The following is a 22,055-nucleotide window of genomic DNA, read 5'->3' as shown; positions in this document are numbered from 1 at the left end:
CATGGCCTTCAGGGAGGAACCCTCGCTCGCGGAGTTCCGTCAGCTCTCTCGCGAGGAGAAGCTACAGCGGATCGCCACGCTGCTCGGAGCGGCGCCACCGCGGCGCGAGGCCGAGGCCGCCACAGAGGTGTTCGCGCTGACGGACTTGCAAGAGGCCTTCTCCGCGGGGCGGTTGCTGGGGCGCGCGTCCGAGCGAGTGGGCTGTCACTTCTATCTGGAGCTGAACCTCCCGGCCTTGGATGTCGCGCGTCTGCGCGAATCCTGGCGGGTGCTCCTGGTCCGTCACGGAATGTTGCGTGCGGTCATCCTGCCCGAGGGTCGCCAGCGGATCCGCGCCGACATACCCCGCCTCGACTGGACGGAGTACGACCAGACCGGGGCCAGCGCGCGACAGCTGACCGAGCACCTGGAGCATGTCCGCGAGGAGCTGTCGCACAAGCTCTATGCCCCCGGGGATTGGCCGCTGTACGAGCTGCGCGTCACCCGTGCCTCTGGCGGTTGGGGTGTCGTCCACCTGAGCATGGATGAGTGGATCATCGATGCGACCAGCCTGCGCACGCTGTTGGCCGAGTGGCGTGACCTCTACTTGCATCCGGGAGAGGCGCTCCCGCCGTTGGGCTGCTCCTTCGAGGCGCATGTCGCGGCGTTGCGCGAGAGTGAGGCGACGCATCGGTATCAAGAGGCGCTGAGCTATTGGCTGCGCAAGCTCGCCCCGCTACCGGGAGGCCCGAGTCTGTCGCGGCAGCGCTCGGGCGCGCAGGGGAAGACGCGGGTGCGGCGAGGCGCGTCCTGGGATGCGGCGTCGTGGGCACGTTTGCGGGAGCGGGCGGAGTCGTGGGGTGTGTCTCCCACGGCGTTGGTGCTGGGCGCGTTCACGGAGGCCCTGGCCCGAGATTCGGAGCAGAAGCGCTTCGCCCTGGTCCTGACCTACGCGCACCGTCCGCCGTTTCATCCGCACGTGGAGCGGCTCGTGGGTCCCTTCACCTCCACGGGCCTGTTCGTGGCGGACGAAGGCGCCACGATGAGTCGCGAGGAGCGAGCCCGCGCCTATCAGCGACAGCTCTGGGATGACCTCGATCACGCGCAGGTCAGCAGCGTGCGAGTGTTGCGCGCCCTGAAGGCGGAAGGGCGCCTGCCCGCGGAGGTCTCCTTCCCGGTCGTCTTCACCAGCATGCTGGGCCTCGTCGGTGCAGCGCCGGAGGCGGGGTGGCTGGGGAACATTGGCCACATGGTGTCCCAGACCCCACAGGTCCTCCTGGACTGCCAGGTGGGGCTGCAAGGCGACTGCTTGAAAGTCCACTGGGACGCCGCGCAGGAGGCCTTTGGGGCGGGGACCCTCGACGCGCTGTTCCTCCGATTCCAGGCCGCGCTGGCGGCCTGGGCGGAGCTGCCCGTTCCCCAGCGCCATGTCGCGCGCATCGCGCCTCCCGCGTTGCTGGCCGTGACCGCTGAGCCCGAACGCGAAGGAGACGAGTTCCCGCTCTCCGATGTCCAGCAGGCCTACCTGATGGGGCGAGGCCCGAGCGGCGGCAGCGACACGAGCTGCCAGATCTACCAAGAGTTCGATGCGACGGACCTGGATGTCCCTCGGCTGGAAGCCGCCTGGTGGGCGGTGGTGGCGCGGCACGGGATGTTGCGCGCGGTCATCCTCTCCAATGGTCGGCAGCGCATCGCCGCGAGCGCGAAGGAGACGGCGTTCCCCGTCGTGGACCTTCGGGATGAGCCTTCGCAGGCCACACGTCTGGATGCGCTTCGCCACGAGATGAGTCACACGGCGCTCCCGCTCGGGGAGGGCCCGCTGTTCGATGTCCGGGTGTCACGCCTGGACGTGCGGCGTTGGCGGATCCACTTCACCCTCGACACCTTGGTCGCGGATGGCGCGAGCATCGCGCGGCTGTTCGAGGAGTGGTTCGCGAGGTACGAGGCGCCGGCGCTCACGCTGCCCGGGCTCGCGGTGAACTACCGGGACGTCCGAGTCGCGCTCCAGCGATTTCAGGAGACGCCGCTCGCGGCCGAGCAGCGGGCTCATTGGGAGCGCCGTCTCACCCAGGCGCCGGGAGGCCTGCCTCCAGCCCTTGGGCCTGCCTCGGTGGCATCGAAGACGGGAGTGCCCACCCGAATGAGGCGCACGGGGCGCGTGCCGGAGTGGGCGCGACTCAAGGCGACGGCGGCACGCTGGGGTGTGGATCCGGAAGTCGTCGCGCTGACCGCGTTCTGTGAGGCCTTGGCTCAGCCGGCCCCTGAGAAGTCCTTCACGGTGGTCGTGGTGGACTGGCGCCGCCTCGCGATGCACCCCGAGGTGGACGAGGTGGTGGGGGACTTCACGAGCCTGGGCTGGCTGGTGCGTGAGGCCGACCCGCGGCGCACCTTCTTGGAACGGGTTCTTCAGAACGCCGAGCGACTGGAGGCCGACGCGCGCTGTCGCGCGGTCAGCGGGCTCTCCGCGTTGCGCAAGCTCGCAAGAGAGAGCGCTGGGGCACGTGGTGTCTTTCCGGTGGTCTTCACGCGCTCCCTGCCGCGCCCGCCCGCGAAGCTGCCCGCGACTGTCTCCGCCGGAGTCGGCATCTCGCATACGCCGCAGGTGCTGCTCGACGGCATCCACTTCGAGGTCGATGGGCAGCTCCATTTCCACTGGGACGCGGTGGCGGAGGTCATCCCCGCCGAGAACCTCGAGCGTGCTTTCTCGACGTATCAGCACCTGCTCACTCGGCTCTCCACGGAGCCAGATTGGCGGCGCTTCGCGGTGACGCCAGTCCAGGGCGAGGTACCCGTGCGTGAGACTTCGCTCGAGCCCTGTTTGCCCGATTGGCTCGAAGCACAGGTCGTGCGGACGCCACACGCGGTCGCGGTGCGCGATGGCGCGCGGACGCTCACCTTCCAACAGCTGGACGAAGAGGCTCAGCGCTGGGCGCGGCAGCTCCACGACCTGGGCGTGAGGCAGGACTCGCTCGTCGCCGTCATGGCGGAGCGCTCGGTGGAGCTGGTTGTCGCGCTGGTCGCGATCCTCAAGGCGGGGGGCGCCTACCTCCCCCTGGACCCCGAGTATCCCGAGGCACGCTTGAAGCTCATGGCCGAGGATGCGCGGCCCCGCGTGCTGTTGACCCAGCGGCGCTTCGACTCGGCTCTTCGCTCCTTCGAGGGGCCGCGGCTGCGCCTCGATGAGGCGCCCGCGCCCGGCGGGGCGCCGCCCTCCGTGCCGCTCAATCGCGGAACCTCGCCGGACAGCCTTGCGTACGTGCTCTATACGTCAGGCTCCACGGGGACGCCGAAGGGTTGCATGGTGTCTCACCGAGCCATCTGCAATCGCCTGGGTTGGATGCAGGCGGCGTATCCCCTCTCGAGCACGGACCGGGTGCTCCAGAAGACGCCGTTCACCTTCGATGTCTCGGTCTGGGAGTTCTTCTGGCCGTTGATGACGGGCGCGGAGTTGGTCCTCGCGGCTCCGGGTGGACACCGCGACAGCCGATACCTGGCTCGGTTGATCCAGGAGGCGGAGGTCACCACCTGCCACTTCGTCCCCGGGATGTTGGGGCTCTTCCTGGAGGAGCCCGAGGCGGGGCGGTGTGCCTCGCTCCGGCGGGTCTTCACCAGCGGAGAGGCGCTGCCATCGGCGGTGATGGCGCGAGGACTGCGCACGCTGTCCGCGGAGCTGCACAACCTCTATGGCCCCACCGAGGCGGCCGTCGACGTCACGTTCTGGGCCTGCCAGCCGCGCTCCGATGGGAAGGTCCCCATCGGTCGAGCCATCGCGAACACGCGCATCGTCCTCCTCGACGCGGCGCTGCGTGAGGTTCCCGCCGGTGAGGTGGGCGAGCTTTGCATTGGCGGGGTCAATCTGGCGCGCGGCTACCTGGGCCGGCCAGACCTGACGGGGGAGCGCTTCATTCCGGATCCAACGGGATGCGAGCTGGGAGCGCGGCTGTACCGGACGGGAGACCTCGCGCGCGTCTTGCCTGACGGAGAACTCGAGTTCCTCGGGCGCGCGGACCTTCAGGTGAAGCTGCGCGGCAATCGCATCGAGTTGGGCGAAGTGGAGTCGGCGCTGTGCGCCCATCCGGACGTGGAGGATGCCGTCACGCGGGTGCAGGACCTCACCACGCCCGACCCCAAGTTGGTGGGGTACGTGGTCACCCGCGCGGGCCGAAGCTTTGACCTGGAGGGACTGCGGCGGCATCTGCGGGAGCGGTTGCCGGCCGCGATGATCCCCAACGTGCTCGCTCCGCTTCCCGCGCTGCCGAGGACCCGGCACGGCAAGCTCGATCGCGATGCGCTGCCCTGGCCCGTGACGGTCAACTCGGAGGCTGGTCTCTCCCGAGAGGGCACGGAGGAGGAGATCGCTCGCTTCTTCCGTGACGCGCTTCAGTGCCACGACGTGTCCGTGACGAAGGACGTGTTCGACCTGGGCGCCACGTCGTTCACCATCGTCCGCTTGGCGCAGTGGCTGGAGCAGACGAAGGGCGTCGCGGTTCCCTTGGAGACCTTCCTCAAGAACCCCACCATTCGAGGCATTGCCCAACAGGTGCGCGGTCCCGAGCGCTCGCCACCTCGGGGGGGTGACTCCTCCGCGCTGGCCTCGGAGCAGGTGAGCTTCTTCTCCGCGGAGGAGCGTCAGCGCTTCAAGGACCGGGCGCTTCACCTGCGCCACGATGTCGGCGCGCTTCCCTCGGTATCCCTCGGGGGATTGCCTGACCCGGCAAGTGCCTACACGCGTCGCGGTTGTCCCGAGCACTTCTTGCCTGGGCCCATCCCTCGCGAGCAGTTCCTCGGGTTCCTGTCGCTCTTGCGGCAGGGCGGATCCGCTGAGCATCCGCGCTACCTGTACCCGTCCGCCGGCGCGCTGTACGCGGTGCAGGTCCACGTCTACGTCAAGCCCGGCGCCGTGGAGGGGCTCGCCGAAGGGACGTACTACCTGCACCCTGTGGAGGGGCGGCTGTATCGGCTCTCCACGGAGAGCCTCGGGCGCAATCACCACTTCTATTACAACCGGCCTCACTTCGATGGCGCGGCCTTCGCGCTCTTCCTCGTGGCGCGGCCAGAGGCCATCGCGCCCATCTACGGCGAGGCCGCGCTCGTGCTCTCCGCGCTGGAGGCGGGCTACATCGGTCAGCTGCTCATGCTGCGACAGGCGGAGTTCGGCCTGGGCCTGCGGCCCATTGGCGCCGTCGAGGTCGAACAGCTCCGGCCGGCGCTCGGGCTCGAAGCGTCGCACGTCATCGTGCACAGCCTGCTGGGCGGCCGGGTCGAGTACGGCGACGCGCGTGCAGCGCGTTCGACGGCGACGCCTTCCGAGGTCGCCATCGTCGGAATGGCGGGGCGCTACCCCGAGGCGGAGAACCTTGAACAGCTCTGGGACAACCTGAGCACGGGACACCGCGCGATTCGTCCCATGCCCACGGGGCGACGGAGCGAAGGGGCCTCCCGTCCCGCGGGGTACCTCGATCACATCGACCGGTTTGATCACCTCTTCTTCGGCATCGCCCCAGCCGAGGCCCGCGCCATGGATCCGCAGGAGCGTCTGCTCCTCACGGTGATGTGGGAGGTCCTGGAGGACGCGGGCCATTCACCCGAGAGCCTCAAGGCCGTGGCCCCCAAGGTGGGGGTCTTCGTCGGGGTGATGTGGAGCGACTACCAGAACGTAGGGCAGGCGGAGTGGAGCCGAAGCGGTCAGGCCCGGGCCTATTCCGTCCATTCGGCCATCGCCAACCGCATCTCCCACGTGCTCGACCTGCGAGGGCCGAGCGTCGCGCTCGACACGTCGTGCTCCTCGGCGCTCACGGCGCTCCATCTCGCGCGGGAGAGCCTCCTGCGCGGTGAATGTGATGCCGCGCTCGTGGGCGGCGTGAACCTGCTGGCGCACGGCTATCACCTCAGCCTCCTGTCCAGCCTGGGGCTGGTTTCAGAGCAGGGACGAAGCCACGCCTTCGGCGCCGAGGGCTCTGGCTGGGCGGCCGGGGAGGGCGTGGGCGCCGTGCTCATCCGTCGCTTGAGCGATGCCGAGCGAGACAGGGACTGCATCCACGCGGTGCTCCAAGGCACTTCGGTCGCGCACCTCGGTGGAGGCCGGGGCTTCGGACATCCGAGTCCCTCCGCGCAGGCCGCGTCGATTCGTGCCGCCCTGGCGGCGGCGCATGTCACGCCCGACTCCATCGGCTACGTGGAGACCGCGGCCACGGGCGCGAGCATGGCGGACGCCGCCGAAGTCTCCGCGCTGGGCGAGGTCTTCGCGCCGCGTGCCGAGGCATCGGGGCCGTGCCAGCTGGGTTCCGTGAAGCCCAACATCGGGCATCTCGAAGCGGCCTCGGGCATGTCCCAGCTCGCGAAGGTGCTCCTCCAACTTCGTCACGAGGCGCTCGCTCCGACCATCGACAGCGAGCCCCAGAGTCCGCTGATCCGCCTGGATCCCCAGGTGCTCACCATCACCCGTGCGGGGATCGAGTGGACGCGCCGCCCCGATTCACCCCTGCGCGCGTTGATCAACGCATTCGGGTCCACGGGCTCCTGCGCCCACGCGATCCTCGATGGCTACACGCCGCCACCGCGCGCAGGGAGTGAAGCCGGGCCTCGGGTCATCGTCCTCTCCGCCGCGACAGATGCACGGCTTCAGGACGTAGCCCGGCGCCTCGCCGAGCACCTCGCGACGCTCGCGCCTGCGCGACTCCCCGCGTTGGCGGACGTGGCGCTGACCCTGGGGCAAGGGCGCCGAGGCTTGCGCTGTCGGCTGGCCTTCGTGGCCACGACGATGGACGACCTCATCGCCACGCTGCGCGGCATCGCAGCAGGGGAGCGGGACTCCGCTCGCGTCCATCACGGTGTGGTCGCCGAGCCGGACGCGACGTCGCTTGCCGGAGCCGGCGTCAGCGCGGAGGAACTCGCGCGCGGGTGGGTTCAGGGGCGGGCCATCGACTGGAGCCGTCTCCTGCCGCGTGAGGCCCGCCGTGTTCCACTGCCCACGTATCCCTTCGAGGAGACGGCGCACTGGATTGCGGAGGCGCCCCCGGCCGCGACGACCGACCTGCGCGCCGTGCGCGACTTCCTCGCGCAGGTGTACGCGGAGGAGGCCGAGATCCCCCTCGCGCGGATGGAGCCGCATGTCCGCTTGGAACGCCTGGGACTCAATTCCTATCTCGTTGGGAAGCTGAACGCCCGCCTGTCGCGAGAGGGCTTGCGGAGCCTGTCGCGGACCTTCTTCTACGAGCGACAGACGTTCGAGGAGTTGGCGCTTGAGTTGGTGGAGAAGCACGGCGCGGAGGTCCGGGCGCGCCTCGGGCTGGAGCGTGCGCCCGGGGCCTCCGTGCCTGTGCGCGAGCCTGCGGGGCAGGCGCCACCGACGTCACGAATGGACGAGCCCATTGCCATCATCGGTGTGGCGGGGCGCTACCCGATGGCGGAGGACCTGGAGCAACTCTGGGAGAACCTCGCCGCGGGACGCGACTGCATCGTGGAGGTCCCCCCGCAGCGTTGGGAGGTCGCGCGCTACTTCGATGCGCGCCGAGGCCAGCCCGGGAAGACGTATTGCAAGTGGGGCGGCTTTCTCGACGACATCGACTGCTTCGACCCGCTCTTCTTCGGGATGACCCCGCGCGACGCGGAGTGGATTGATCCGCAGGAGCGCCTGTTCCTCCAGACGGCCTGGGCGGCGATGGAGGACGCCGGTTACACGCGCGAGTCGCTCCAGCGTGGCACCGAGGGGCGCGTGGGGGTGTTCGTCGGCGTCATGTATGGCGAGTACCAACTCCTGGGGACTCCCGAAGGCAACGCTCCCGTGGGGCTGGCCTATGGCTCCATCGCGAATCGCGTCTCGTATTGCCTCGACATCCACGGGCCGAGCTTCGCGGTCGACACGCTGTGCTCCTCGTCGCTGACCGCCATCCACCTCGCGGCGGAGAGCCTTCGTCGAGGCGAGTGCGCTGCCGCCATCGCGGGCGGGGTCAACCTCTCGTTGCATCCCAGCAAGTACCTGCTCCAGGCCCAGGCCCAGATGTCCGCGAGCGATGGGCGGTGCCGCAGCTTCGGCGCAGGCGGGGATGGCTTCGCGCCGGGCGAAGGGGTGGGCGCCGTCCTTCTGAAGCCGCTCTCCCGAGCGGAAGCGGATGGCGATGTCATCCATGCCGTCATCCGCGCCTCCGCCCTCAACCATGGCGGGCGCACGAGCGGCTACACCGTGCCGAATCCACAGGCCCAAGCCGCGTTGATCCGGCAAGCACTCTCGGCGGGGAGGGTGGATCCGAGCAGCGTCTCGTACGTGGAGGCCCACGGCACGGGCACGTCGCTCGGCGACCCCATCGAGGCGGCGGGATTGGTTCAGGCGCTCGGGGTCCCAGGACGAGGACGCTGTGCCGTGGGATCCATCAAGTCGAACATCGGCCATCTGGAAGCCGCGGCGGGCATCGCGGCGCTCAGCAAGGTCTTGCTGCAACTGCGGCACGGGCGCATCGCTCCGTCGCTGCACTCGGAGACGCTCAACCCCCAGCTCCCTTTCGAGGGCACGCCGTTCTACGTACCGCAAGGGCTCGCGGAGTGGCCCGTGGTCCATGACGGTGAAGGACGGGCCGCGCCACGCCGGGCGGGGATCAGTTCGTTCGGTGCAGGGGGCGCCAATGCGCACCTCGTGGTGGAGGAGTACCGGGCGCCGACGACTTCTCGACGAAGTGAGAGTCCGGCGCCTCAACTGCTCGTCCTGTCGGCCCGAACAGAAGAGCGGCTGCGCGCGCACGCTGGCCAGTGGGCCTCATTCCTCGCACGCGAGACTGGCCCGAGCCTCATGGACCTCGCGCACACGTCCCGGGTGGGGCGTGAGGCGCAGTCCTGTCGCATGGCGGTGGTGGCGCGCTCTCGGCGCGAGGCCGCTCGCGCCCTGCGCGCCTTCAGCCGAGGCGAGCCCGCCCCTGAGGTGATTCGAGGCGGACACCCTGCGGGCATCGTCTCGGGGCCTGGGGCGCTGGAGGTCGAGCGACTCGCGAGCGTCGGTGCTCGGTGGGTCTCGGGCGCGCAGTTCGACTGGAACGAAACAGGCTGGGTTGACGGAGCGCGGCGCGTCTCGCTTCCGACGTATCCCTTCGAGCGGCGTCGTTGCTGGTTGCCCACGCCCTCACCCGAGGCGCCCTCCACCGAGGCGCCCTCCACCGAGGCGCCCTCCACCGAGGCGCCCTCCACGGAGGCGAGTCCTGGCGAGACCCTCGTGTACGAGCCGCGGTGGCTCCACGCTCCCGCCGAACTCCGCCACGACGCAATTCGGGAGCCCGTGTTGCTCCTGGATGTGGCGGAGGACTCCTCACGGGGCTGGGACCGCATCTTCCCTGAGGTGATCCGGGTCCTGCCCGGGCGCATCTTCCGGCGCAGGGACGCATCGACCTACGAAGTGGATCCCAGCTCGAAGGAGGACGTGCATCAGCTCCTCTGGGAGTTGGTGCGTCATGGCCGGGTCCCGCGAGTCTGGGTGTATCGCTGGGCGAGTCCCGCGCTGTTCCCGGACGGCGCTGACGAGGAGGCCTTCTTTTCACTGTTCTGGATTGCCAAGGCCCTGCTGGTGGCAAGGCAGGAGCACGTGGACCTGGTCTACGTCCACTCCACTGTGGACGGGGTCGCCACGCCGCGCTTCGCCGCGATGGCGGCCTTCGCTCGCGCCCTGCGGCATGAGCACCCTGGCTTCCGCTTCAAGAGCTTGGAGCTGGAGCCCGGCGTCTCCTCCGAGGCCGTCGCGGCGCACGTCGCCGGGGTGCTGTCCACCCTGGACTCGCCTCAGACCGAGGTCCGCATCGCCGAGGGGCGTCGTTGGGAGAAGGTGCTGAGCCCGCGGCCCCTCTCCGCGGGCGCGTCCGAGGCTCCCCGCTCATCCGAGCGCCCGGTCTATCTGGTGACAGGAGGACTTGGTGGCTTGGGCCTCCTGTTGGCGGAGCACCTGGTGAAGACCGAGGGGGCCCGCCTTACGCTGCTGAGTCGGGCGCAGCCCGATGACGCGCGGGCGAGACGCGTCGATGCACTGCGGCAGCTTGGCGCGGAGGTGCTCGTGCTCCAGGCGGATGTCTCGCGGCGCGAGGAGCTCGCTGCCGCCGTCGCGACGCTCAAACGCCACTACGGAGCGCTGCATGGCGTCTTTCACGCGGCTGGCTCCCTGCGCGATTCGCTGCTGCGCGACAAGACCGCCGAGGACGCGCGCGAGGTTCTCCGCTCCAAGGTCGCGGGCATCGTGGCGCTGGACGAGGTCACCCGTGACGAGCCGCTGCGCTGCTTCGTGTGTGTGTCGTCTCTGTCCGCCGCCACGGGCAACCCGGGGCAGTGTGACTATGCCTATGCCAACGCGTTCCTCGATGCCTTCACCCTCTGGCGAGAGCAGGAGCGGCACGCCGGGCGGCGCCCAGGTGTCTCGCGGTCCATCCTCTGGCCTCCCTGGGCGGACGGAGGCATGCGCGTGCCGCCGTCCTGGCTGGGGGAGGTGACCCGGCGCACGGGACTGGTGTTGCTCCCGAGCGCGGAGGCGCTGCGCGTCGGCACCCGATTGCTTCGCGAGGGCCCACCTGTGTCCGTCGTCGTCTACGGCGAGGCCGCGCGACTGCGGGCCCTGATGGAAGGCCCCGCGTCCGTGCCCGCGATGTCGGCGCGCCTCGCCCCGCCACCATCTGCCCCGCCAGCCTCCGCGCCACCTGCTCAGGCGCTTCCCCGGAACACCCGCGCCCTCCTTACCCGCATCCTCGTCGAGGACACGAAGATCGCGGCCGAGGAGTGGGACCGCGACGCGCACTTCTCGGAGTACGGCCTCGACTCGCTGGCGACGACGCGGCTCACGCGAAGCCTGGAGGCGCATTTCGGGCCGCTGCCTCGGACGCTGTTCCTCGATTACACCTCGGTGAGCGACTTGGGGCGCTACCTGGCCTCATTGCGCCGCGTGCCCGAGCCCTCGCCCGGGGTTCGTGAGCGCCCGCGGCCCGAGCCCCGCCGCGTCAAGGTCAGCGAGGACGAGGCCATTGCCATCGTGGGAATCGACGGCCGCTATCCCGGTGCCGCGAACCCTGATGCGCTCTGGGCCAACCTCCGTGCGGGGGTGCGCTCCATCACCCGCGTGCCCGCCAGTCGCTGGGATGCGGACGCCTTCGCGAACATCTACTGCGGCTCGGGAGGGTTCCTCGACGGCGTCGAGGACTTTGACCCTCGCTTCTTCCACATCAATCCCGCCGAGGCCAAGCACCTCCACCCCGAGGAGCGCCTGCTGTTGCAGTGTGTCTGGTCCACATTGGAGGGCGCGGGTGTGGAGCTGTCGCGCGCGAGAGCGCAGCGCACGGGCGTCTTCGTGGGGGTGACCTCCCTGACCTATCCCCTGCGTGGCGTGGAGCGGTGGGTGACCCATCGCGACGCGCCTCCCGACGTGTCGACCTACAGCCTCGCCAATCGGCTCTCCCACTTCTTCAACTGGGTGGGCCCGAGCCTCGTCGTGGACACTGCCTGTTCGTCCTCGCTGGTCGCGCTGCATCAGGCCTGTGAGAGCCTGCGCCGAGGTGAGTGCGACACCGCGGTGGCCGCTGGCGCGAACCTGTACCTGCATCCCTCCAAGTACCTGCGCATGTGCCAGAACCGACTCCTGGCCACGCACCCGCGCGGAGTCTTCGCGCACGACGGCGATGGCTTCATTCCAGGGGAGGGGATTGGCGCAGTCCTGCTCATGCCGCTGCGCCATGCATTGGACGCGCGTCATACGATTCACGGTGTCATTCGCGCCACGGGCGTGGCTCACAGCGGGCGGACCACGCGCTTTCTTTCTCCGTCCGCATCGGCCCAGGCCGCGTTGCTCCAGCGGGTCGTTGGTGCGTCCGGTCTGGCGGTGGATGCCCTGGGCTACGTGGAGCTTCAAGCCATGGGCTCGCCCGAGGCGGATGTCATCGAGTGGTCCGCGCTCAAGCAGCTCTTTGCCTCGCGGACCTCCCCGGTGCCGTGTGTGCTCGGATCGCTCAAGCCGAACCTCGGTCATCTGGAGTCGGCATCCGGTATGGCGCAGTTGACCAAGGTGCTGCTCCAGCTGCGCCATGGTGAGCTGGCTCCCAGCCACTTCGCGCCGACGCTCCATCGTGACCTCGCGCTGGAGGGCTCTCCGTTTCAGCTCCAGCAGGCGTTGACCCCGTGGGCTCGCGTGGATGGGGCGCCTCGCGCCGCGCTCCTCTCCTCGTTGGGAGCGGGGGGCATGCACGCGTGCGCGGTCATCGAGGAGCATCTGTCGCGGCCCTCATCGCGCAGCACCTCTCCGCGGCCGGAACTCATTCCCCTCTCGGCGCGGACTGAAGCGCAGCTTCGCGAGGTCGCCACTCGACTGCGTGACGCAGTCTCGACCCCGGATGTTTCGCTGGCGGACGTCGCCTTCACGCTGCAAACGGGGCGTGAGGGCTTCGCACATCGGCTCGCGCTGGTGGCCGACGACCCATCGGACCTGCGCGCGGGCCTGGAGGACTTCCTGGCCGGGCGGGCGCAGGGGGCTCGGCGCGTGACGGGCGTCGTGGTGCGTTCCTCCGCGCCGCCCGCGCCCGAGGAACAACGCGCGGCGCTCCAGCGTCGGGACCTCACGAGCCTGGCTTCGTGGTGGGCCCAGGGCGCGTCCTTGGACTGGGAGGCCTTGCACGCAGATGCGGAGCCGCGACGCATCCCTCTGCCGACCTATCCCTTCGCCACCCAGCGCTGCTGGAGCTCCGAGGCGGAGGCGGGGACGGTGGTGAGCCGCTACTACGATCGGTTCGCCGCCGACGACGAGGCGCGAGCGTGGGAGTCTCACCTCGTCTTCGCCCCCCTCCGCGAGCGCGCTCCGGACTTCTCGTGGCTGCGGACGCTCGTGGACCGCGAGGAGCACCGCGTCGACTACGAGCGGGTGGTCGCCGCGCAGCGCGACATGAAGGCGCTGCTCCTCTCGCGCCTCGACGCGGAGTCCCAAGAGGATTTCCGTGTGCTCGATCTGGGGTGCGGTCTGGGGACGGACCTCCTGGGGCTCGCGACGCGATACCCGAAGCTGCGAGGACACGGGCATACGATCTCCTCCAAGCAGGCGGAGGTGTGTCAGCGGCGGATCTCCCGTGAGGGCCTCCAGGAGCGGCTCACGGTGTGGTGCCGCGACAGCGCGCGCGGAGCCTACGCGGACACGTATGACGCCATCCTCGGCTTCGAGGTGACCTTCCACATCGCGGACAAGGAAGGGCTGTTTGGCCTTGTGTCGCGACACCTCAAGCCCGACGGGCGACTCCTGCTTGTGGACGTGGTGACGGCGACCGTCACGGAGGTCGACGCCGCACACTTGGGACAGCACACCGCGACGCAGCAACAGTTCGCGGAGACCCTGGCGACGCATGGACTGGTGATCGCCGAGGTCATCGACGCGAGCACGTCGGTGGGAAGGTTCCTCGACGACCCTCGGTTCGAAGAGAACCTCGCGAGTCTCAGCGCCGCGCATCCCGAGTTGCGCGACGCGGAGCCCGAGCACCGCGGCTGGCACCGCTTCGGCGTGGGCCTGCGCATGGGATTGTTCCGCTACGTCCTGCTGGAGGTTCGCAAATCCAACCTGCCGCGCGCCGTCCTCGCGGAGCGCAACGTGGCCGCCTTCCTCCAGGCGAGCCTCTATCCGGGCGAGGCCGCGCCCCCCCAGGCCCCGCGCGCGTCCCCACGAGAGGCGTCGGAGCCCGGGGACATCGAGCCGCGCCTGTGTGCCCTGGTGGCGCGCATCTTGGAGTACCGCGATGGAGACCTGGACGCCGATGCCCGCTTCACCGAGCTGGGGCTGAGTTCGCTGCAACAGGTGTTGCTCGTCGAAGAGGTGAATCGGACCTTCAGCGCCCGGCTCAAGGCCCACGCCATCTATTCGCACTCCTCGATTCGTGAGCTGGCCCGTCACCTCTCGGACGCGACCCCGCGACGCGAAGCGCGCTTGCCCGAGTCTCCACCCACCCCCACGGCTCTGCCTGAAGCGGAGCCCGTGGCGAGTGACGACGTCGCCGTCATCGGGTTCTCGGCGCGCTTCCCGGGGGCACGCGACGCGACAGCCTTGTGGCGCAATCTCATCCAGGGGGTCGACTCCGTGAGCGAGGTGCCCGCGGACCGGTGGCCGCTCGCGGGATTCCATGACCCGAGCGGAGGTCCGGGGCGCAGTGTGAGCAAGTGGGCCGGGTTCCTCGACGAGGTGGACCGCTTCGACCCGCTGTTCTTCAACATCTCGCCCGCCGAGGCGGAGGTGATGGATCCCCAGCAGCGCCTCTTCCTGGAAGCGTGCTGGCACGCCCTGGAGGACGCAGGGCAGGCGGGGGCTCGGCTCTCGGGGTTGCGGTGTGGCGTCTTCGCGGGAGTGACCTCATCCGACTACGCGTATCGTGTCGGCGCGCCCCAGGTCTCCGAGCAGCTCGCGCAGGCCATGCTCGGCAATGACCACTCCATCCTCGCCGCTCGCATCGCCTATCACCTGGACCTCAAGGGCCCGACGATGGCGCTGAACACCGCGTGCTCGTCCTCCCTCGTCGCCGTGCACCTGGCGTGTCAGAGCCTGCTGCGCGGCGAGACGGACATGATGCTCGCGGGAGGGGTGTCGCTCTATCTCGACCCCACGCCTTTTGTGATCATGAGTCAGGCGGGCATCCTCTCTCCGCGGGGGCGCTGCCGCACCTTCGCCGCGGGCGCGGATGGAATCGCGGTCGGGGAGGGCGTGGGCGTCGTCGTCCTCAAGCGCTTGGACCGTGCCCTCCGAGACGGCGACTTCATCCATGGCGTCATCAAGGGCTCGGGCATCAACCAAGACGGCAAGACCAATGGCATCACCGCGCCGAGCGCCGAGTCCCAGAGCCAGCTCGTGCGCACCGTTCATGAGCGCTTCGGCATCCACCCGGAGACCGTGACGTGCATCGAGGCCCATGGCACCGGGACGCTTCTGGGAGACCCCATCGAGGTCTCGGCCCTCACTTCCGCCTTCGGGGCTCGCACGTCGAGGCGTGGCTTCTGCGCCATTGGCTCCATCAAGAGCAACATCGGACACACGTCCGCGGCGGCGGGCGTCGCGGGGCTCATCAAGGTCCTGCTCTCGCTGAAGCACGGGATGCTGCCGCCCACGCTTCATGTCATCGATGAGAACCCACACATCGATTTCGAGGACAGCCCCTTCTATGTGAACCGCCTGCCGCGTCCGTGGGTCCCCGAGCCTCGCCTGGGCCTGCGTCGTGCGGGCGTGAGCGCCTTCGGGTTCAGCGGGACCAACTGCCATCTCGTCGTGGAGCAACCGCCGCCGAGGCAAACCGGCGAAGCGACGACCGAGGTGGTGCTCCCGCTCTCCGCTCAGACGGACGAGCAGCTCCGCGAACTGGCCGTGCGGTTGCGTGAGCGGTTGTCCGAGGTGGGCAACGCCGGAGACCTCGCGGACATCGCGTTCACCTTACAGACCGGTCGGCGGGAGATGCCGCGACGGCTCGCGGTGGTGGGCAGGAGTCGCCGTGAATGCCAGGAGCGCCTGAAGGCATTCCTCGCGGGGGGAGGTCCCGTAGCGGGGCTCCATCCGCGGGACACCCCACAGGACTTGGGAGAGGTGCCCTCGTCGCTTGGACACGCGCTCGCGGTGCGTTGGGTACAGGGCGAGGCAGTGGACTGGTCGGCGCTGCACGCGGGCGCATCGCGGCGGCGGATGCCTCTGCCGGGCTATCCCTTCGCGCGCCAGCGCTTCTGGGTCGAGTCCACCTCGCGAGGCGCTCGCTCCGCGCCTGGGCCCGTGACGCATGACCTTCGAGGCGACGAGTTCTTCCTGACGGATCACGTCGTCGACGGTCAGAAACTCCTGCCCGGTGTCATGGCGCTGGAGCTGGCTCGGGCCGCGTGTGAGCGCGAGCTGGGGACGGTGTCTCGCATCGAGTCGTGGGTCTGGGTCAAGCCCGTGCGGCACACCGGCGAGCCCGTGTCGCTGGCGGTGCGGCTCAGTCCCGTCACGGGGGGGGCTGACTTCGAGCTCCTGGACGCGAGGACGCAGGACCTCTACTCCCATGGCCGGGTCGTCGTCGGGGAGGTTGCTCCTGCATCCTCGATGAGGCCGGAGGTTGACATTCACGCGGTCCGCCAGCGTGCGACCCGTGAGATTCTGGCAGGGGACCTCTATGCCCTGTTCGCCGCGCGTGGGGTCGCCTATGGCCCGCGCATGCGCGCGCTGGCGCGACTGCATGCGGGACCCGAAGGTGCCCTCGCCGAGTTCGCGCCGCTCACGTTTGATGAGGGCCCTGTCCTCCATCCCTGGTGGCTGGACGGCGCGCTCCAGACCTTGCTCGGGCTCTCTGCGGAGGTCGCGGGTGACGCGTCGATGCTGCGTGTGCCGTTCTCCCTGGGGGCGCTGGAGCTGTTTGCACCCCTGACGACGACGCGCTTCGCGTACGCGCGTCCCACGCCGGGCAGCGGCACGGGGCTGGTGTCGAAGTTCGAGCTGGCGTTGCTCGATGCGGAAGGCCGCGTCCTCGCTCGCATGCGGGAGCTGGCGGTGCGCGCGCTCGTGGCGCCTCCCACCCGCAGTGCCCCAGCCATGGGCGCCGCACAGGCGCTGCGCGGGGACGCGCTAGACGTGCACGTGAGGACGGTCGTTGCGCAGGTGCTCAAGCTGGCGCCGGAGCAACTCGACCCAGCTGAGCCCTTCGAGAAGTACGGCCTGGATTCGCTCCTCGTCACGCGGGTGACGCGCGCATTGGCGAAGGACTTTGGGCCTCTGTCGATGACGCTGCTGTTTGAATGCCAGACGCTGGGCGAGCTGACGCGTCACCTGCGAGAGCATCATGGTGCGGCCGCCGCGCGGCTCGTCCCTCCGTCTCCAGCCTCCGAGGCTCCTGCGCGCATCGAGGCTGTTCCCGAGTCGAAGCCCGTCGTGGCCGACGAGGGCATCGCCATCATCGGTCTGAGCGGGCGCTACCCACAGGCGCCCACGCTGGAGGACTTCTGGACCAACCTGCGCGAGGGCCGCGACTCGGTTGTGCCGGTGCCCGCCGAGCGTTGGGATGTGGAGCGCTACTTCCACCCCGACCGCACTCGCCTGGGTTCCATCTACACGCGCTGGGGTGGATTCCTGGAGGATGTCGACAAGTTCGACCCGCTGTTCTTCCACATCCCTCCCAGTGACGCGGGGCTCTTGGATCCACAAGAGCGTCTGTTCTTGGAGACGGCCTGGGCGACCGTCGAGGACGCGGGCTACACGCGTGCGCGCCTGGGGCGCCGTGTCGGCGTGTTCGTCGGCGTGATGTATGGCGAGTACCAGTTCCAGGGTGTGGAGGATCTCCAGGCCGGAGGTCGCATCGCGCTCAACTCGTCGTATGCGTCCATCGCCAACCGGGTTTCGTACAGCCTGAACTTCCAGGGGCCGAGCCTGGCGGTGGACACGATGTGTTCGTCGGCGTTGACCGCCATTCATCTGGCGTGCTCCGCGCTGCGCCAGGGGGAGTGCGAGGCGGCCATCGCGGGCGGCGTCAACCTCTCACTGCATCCGAACAAGTACCTCAACCTCAGCCAGGGACAGTTCGGTTCCACCGATGGACGCTGCCGCAGCTTTGGCGAGGGCGGAGACGGCTACGTCCCGGGTGAGGGCGTGGGCGCGGTGCTGCTCAAGCCGCTGTCGCGCGCCGTGGCGGACGGAGACCGAGTGCTCGCCGTCATTCGCGGCAGCTCGCTCAACCACGGGGGCAAGACGAACGGTTACACCGTGCCGAACCCCAAGGCGCAGGCGGAGTTGATCGAGACGGCCTTGCGACGCTCGGGTGTGGACCCACGCACCATTGGCTTCGTGGAGGCACACGGAACGGGCACTGCGCTGGGGGACCCCATCGAGGTCGCCGCGCTCACGACCGCGTTCCGCAAGTTCACCGACGCACAGGGCTTCTGTGGTCTGGGTTCAGTGAAGTCGAACATCGGGCACCTCGAATCCGCGGCGGGCATCGCGGCGCTGACCAAAGTGCTGCTCCAGATGCGGCACCGGACGTTGGTGCCCTCGCTCCACTCCGAGCCCCTCAATCCGCACATCGACTTCCGTCCCACACCCTTCCGAGTGCAGCGGACCGTGGAGCCTTGGTTGCCCGTGATGTCCCAGGGGGCGTCCCCGGCGCACGGCCTGCGCGCGGCGATCAGCTCCTTCGGCGCGGGTGGCTCCAATGCCCACCTCGTCATCGAGGAGTGGTTGCCGCCCACCCGGCCCGACGAGCGTCCGGAGCCGCGGGGGGCGTGGGTGATTCCGGTCTCTGCTCGCGACGACGAGCGTTTGGACGCAGCCATCCGCAGGCTGCGGGAGCACCTCCAGGGAGAGGGGGCTTCCCTGCGCCTGGATGACCTTGCGCACACCCTTCGCGTGGGCCGTGAGCCGATGGCCGCGCGGTGGGCGTGTGTCGCGACCTCGCGAGAGGCGTTGCTGGACGCCTTGAGTGCGCGCCTCGACAAGCGACCCGAGCAGCCAGTTCGCGAGGAGCATGCGGAGTGGGCTGTGCAAGCGGAGCGCTGGGTTCGAGGCGGAGAGCTGCCTCCCGAGGCCGTCGCGAGTACGGGCCGGGTCGTGGCGCTCCCGACGTATCCCTTCGCGCGGGAGCGGCACTGGTTCGTCCCAACAGGAACGAAGCAGTCAGAGGAAACACCACGCCTCGGATGGCGACTCGACCACGCCTCGGCGGGTGTGCGAGGCCACGTGGTCGCGGGGCGTGCCGTCGTGCCCGCGGCGACATTGCTGGAGCGGGTCCACGCGCTTGTCTCTCCGGGGCGCGGGCCAGTGCGCTTGCGAAACGTCGCGCTCATCGAGCCCGTGGACGTCACGGGCGAGTCCCGCGACCTGGAGGTCCGAAGGACGGACATTCCAGAGGAGGAGAGCGAGTCGTTCGAGGTCGTCAGTGTCCGCTCTGCCGGTGAGGAACCGCGGCTCCACGTCCAGGGCCGATTGCAGCTCACCGGCAATGCGATTTCAGGCGAGGTTGAACCACTCGACGTCTCTGCGATTCGTGCGCGGCTCGGCGCATCCCTGCGGGGCAGTGAACTCTACGCCCGCTATCGCGACGCGGGGATCGACTATGGCCCACCGTTCCAGGTGATTCACGCGCTCTGGAGTGGCCCTGGCGAAGCGTTGGCCCAACTCATCGCCACGACAGACGACACTGGAGGTCCGCCCGCGGTTCTTGATGGGGCCTTCCAGGCGGTGCTCGGCATCTTCCTCTCCGCACCCGAGAGCGCGGGCGGCCCGGCGGTTCCCTTTGCCATCGGCGACGTCGAGTTCATGGGTCCGTTGCCGTCCCGTGGGTGGGCGCACGTGCGCTACGCGCCCCACGCAGACGGAGCGAATCCGCTGCATGCATTCGACCTCTGCGTCTCCGATGACTCGGGCCGAGTCCTGGTGCGCGTGTCAAAGCTGGTGAGCCGACCCATGGCCACCGCGCAGCAGGGGACTTTCTACTTCCGTCCTGAGTGGCGAGCGGTTGCGCAGACCTCCAGCTCCCACGCGTCGCCTCGGCGGGCGACCTTGTTGTTCGACACCGTCGAGGACCTCCGCTCCGCCTGGCCTCATCCGGACCGCGTCGTGCTGGTTCGCCCCGGCACTGGCTTCCGAAAGATTGATCGTCACCACTACGAACTCGAGCCCGGTTCCGAGTCCGATGCCTCGCGACTCTTGGACGCGCTGGATGCCGATGCCCTGGCGCCGGAGTGCATGCTCCACCTCTGGCCCTATCGGGCGAAGCTGGAGGCAGGCGACCTCGACAGCGCGCTGAGCCTGGGGTTCCGGGCGTCGTTCTCCCTGCTGCGTGCCTGGACGCGACGGCGCGACAAGCGGGCGGTGCGCTGGCTCAGTGTGTGCCAGGAGGCGGCGAGCCCGGTGTTCGCCGGTCTGAGCGCGTTCCTGCGCGCGATCGCGCTCGAAGACACCGCGTTGCACGGCGGACTGCTGAGCGTGCGCCGTGCGCCGGAGGCCTCGGCCGCGGACCTCGTGCGACTCCTGCTCGCCGAGACAAACGCACCTGAACCAGATGTCCTCATCGACAACGACGTCCGGAAGGTGTTGCGCCTCGCGCCGGTTCCGAGGTCCGAGTCATCCAGCACACTGCCGCTGCGCAACCGAGGCCGCTACCTCGTCGCGGGGGGACTGGGGGGGCTCGGGGGGATTGTGGCCACGTTCCTGGCGCGGCAGTTCAAGGCACGGCTGCTGCTCTGTGGTCGGAGCCCGCTCGATGCGAAGGGGGAAGAATCACTTCGCCGGCTGCGCGCGGTGGGCGCGGAGGTTCATCACGTCACGGTGGACCTCGGTGTCGCCGAGGACTGTGTGCGGCTGGCCTCCGAGGCCCAGCGGCTGCTCGGTGGCCTCGATGGCATCTTCCAGAGTGCCGGGGTCCAGCGTGATGGCCTGCTGCGGACCCAGTCGCTCGAGCAGGCGGAGGCGGTGCTCCGGCCCAAGGTCCATGGCACCGTGAACCTCGACGCGGCGTTCGCGCGAGTGCCGCTGGAGTTCTTTGTCCTGTTCTCGTCCGTGGCGGGGGTGATGGGGAACGCGGGGCAGGGCGCCTATTCCTTCGCGAACGGTGTCCTCGATGGCTTCGCCAGTTGGCGTGAAGCCCTGCGTTCACGAGGCGAGCGAAGCGGTCGGACCGTGTCGATCAACTGGCCCCTCTGGGATGCCGGCGGGATGCGGTTGGCCGATGAGGAGCGCCACTGGTTGAAGGAGCGGCTCGGGCTGACGCCATTGTCGTCGTCGGACGGACTGGTCGCGCTCGCGGAGGCCTTGCGGTTGATGCACCCGCGCGTGCTGGTGCTGTCGGGCGATCGCGCTCGGGTGAATGCCCTGCTGGGCGTGGACCGGGATGCGGGCTCGGCCGTGGCCTCTGCACCTGCCGCGGAGCCTGCGCCGTGGCGCGCGGCCACGGAGGCTCCAGCGGCGACGTGGGTCGCGCGTATCGAACAGTGGCTCGGAGCGCTGTTGCGCACGGAGCTTCAGCTCGGAGCGCGCCCGTTGCGAGGGGAGGTCCCCTTCGAGGAGTACGGGCTCGACTCCGTGCGCGCCTTGCGGCTGACGCGCGCGCTGGAAGCGGAGTTGGGAGAGCTGACGAAGACGCTGTTCTACGAGTACCCGAGCCTGCGTGCTCTCGCGGCCCACCTCGCGGAGCATCATCGGGAGCGAATGGCGCGGAAGCTCGCCGGACAGGAGGCCGCGCGTGCGCCGTCACCTCGGCACCGCGAGCCTCCTCGCGACGTGCCCACGCCCCCGGCTCAATCCGGCGGGGAGCGCGGAGTCGGTGAGATCGCCATCATTGGTGTGGCGGGGCGCTATCCGGGCGCGAGTGACCTGGAGACGTTCTGGACGAACCTGCGCGAAGGGAAGGACTCCATCACGGAGGTCCCGGCGAAGCGCTGGCCTCGCTCCGAGTCGGGGCCGCTCGAATGGGGAGGGTTCCTCGACGGCGTCGATGAGTTCGACCCGCTCTTGTTCAACATCTCGCCGCGCGAAGCGGAGTGGATGGACCCTCAGGAGCGCCTCTTCCTCCAGACCGCGTGGCACGTCATTGAAAGCGCGGGGTACACGCGGGCCCGGTTGGGGCGCGACGTGGGCGTCTACGTCGGAGTCATGAACTCCGAGTACCAACTCCACGGCGTCGGGCGGGATGGGGCGGGGCGAGGTCGGGCGATCAGCGGCTCCTACGCGGCGATCGCGAATCGGGTTTCGTACTTCTTTGATTTCGCGGGGCCGAGCATCGCGCTCGACACGATGTGCTCGTCCTCGTTGGTCGCGCTTCATCTGGCCTGCGAGGCCCTTCGGTCTGGTGACATCGCGTTGGCCATCGCGGGCGGCGTCAACGTCTCGGTCCATCCGCAGAAGTACGTCAACCTCGGCTCGGGGCAATTCCTCTCCAGCGATGGCCGTTGCCGCAGCTTCGGCGCGGGTGGAGACGGCTACGTCCCCGGCGAGGGCGTGGGCGCGGTCCTGCTCAAGCCGCTCGCGCACGCGATGCGGGACGGTGACCCCATCCTCGGAGTCATCCAAGGCAGTGCCATCAACCATGGGGGGCGCGTGAATGGCTACACCGTGCCGAACCCCCAGGCGCAGGCGGACGTCATCACCCGGGCCCTGG

The 22,055-nt window shown here is 69.4% G+C and carries 1 protein-coding gene (only partly in view); it reads left to right on the top strand.

Annotation, left to right across the window (positions count from 1 at the left end; translation table 11 throughout):
- The first annotated feature begins 1 nt into the window (after position 1).
- Positions 2-22,055: the 5' portion of a non-ribosomal peptide synthetase gene (locus tag KRR26_RS15200; protein ID WP_217080172.1), read on the top strand. The gene runs 1,010 nt beyond the window's last position; 22,054 of the gene's 23,064 nt are visible here — the first part of the coding sequence; the start codon lies at positions 2-4; its stop codon lies off the right edge, out of view.

This window comes from Citreicoccus inhibens, from assembly GCF_019039035.1.
Lineage (GTDB): Bacteria > Myxococcota > Myxococcia > Myxococcales > Myxococcaceae > Citreicoccus > Citreicoccus inhibens.
Note: the sequence above shows the minus strand (reverse complement) of the source record. Positions and strands in the feature narration are given on the sequence as shown.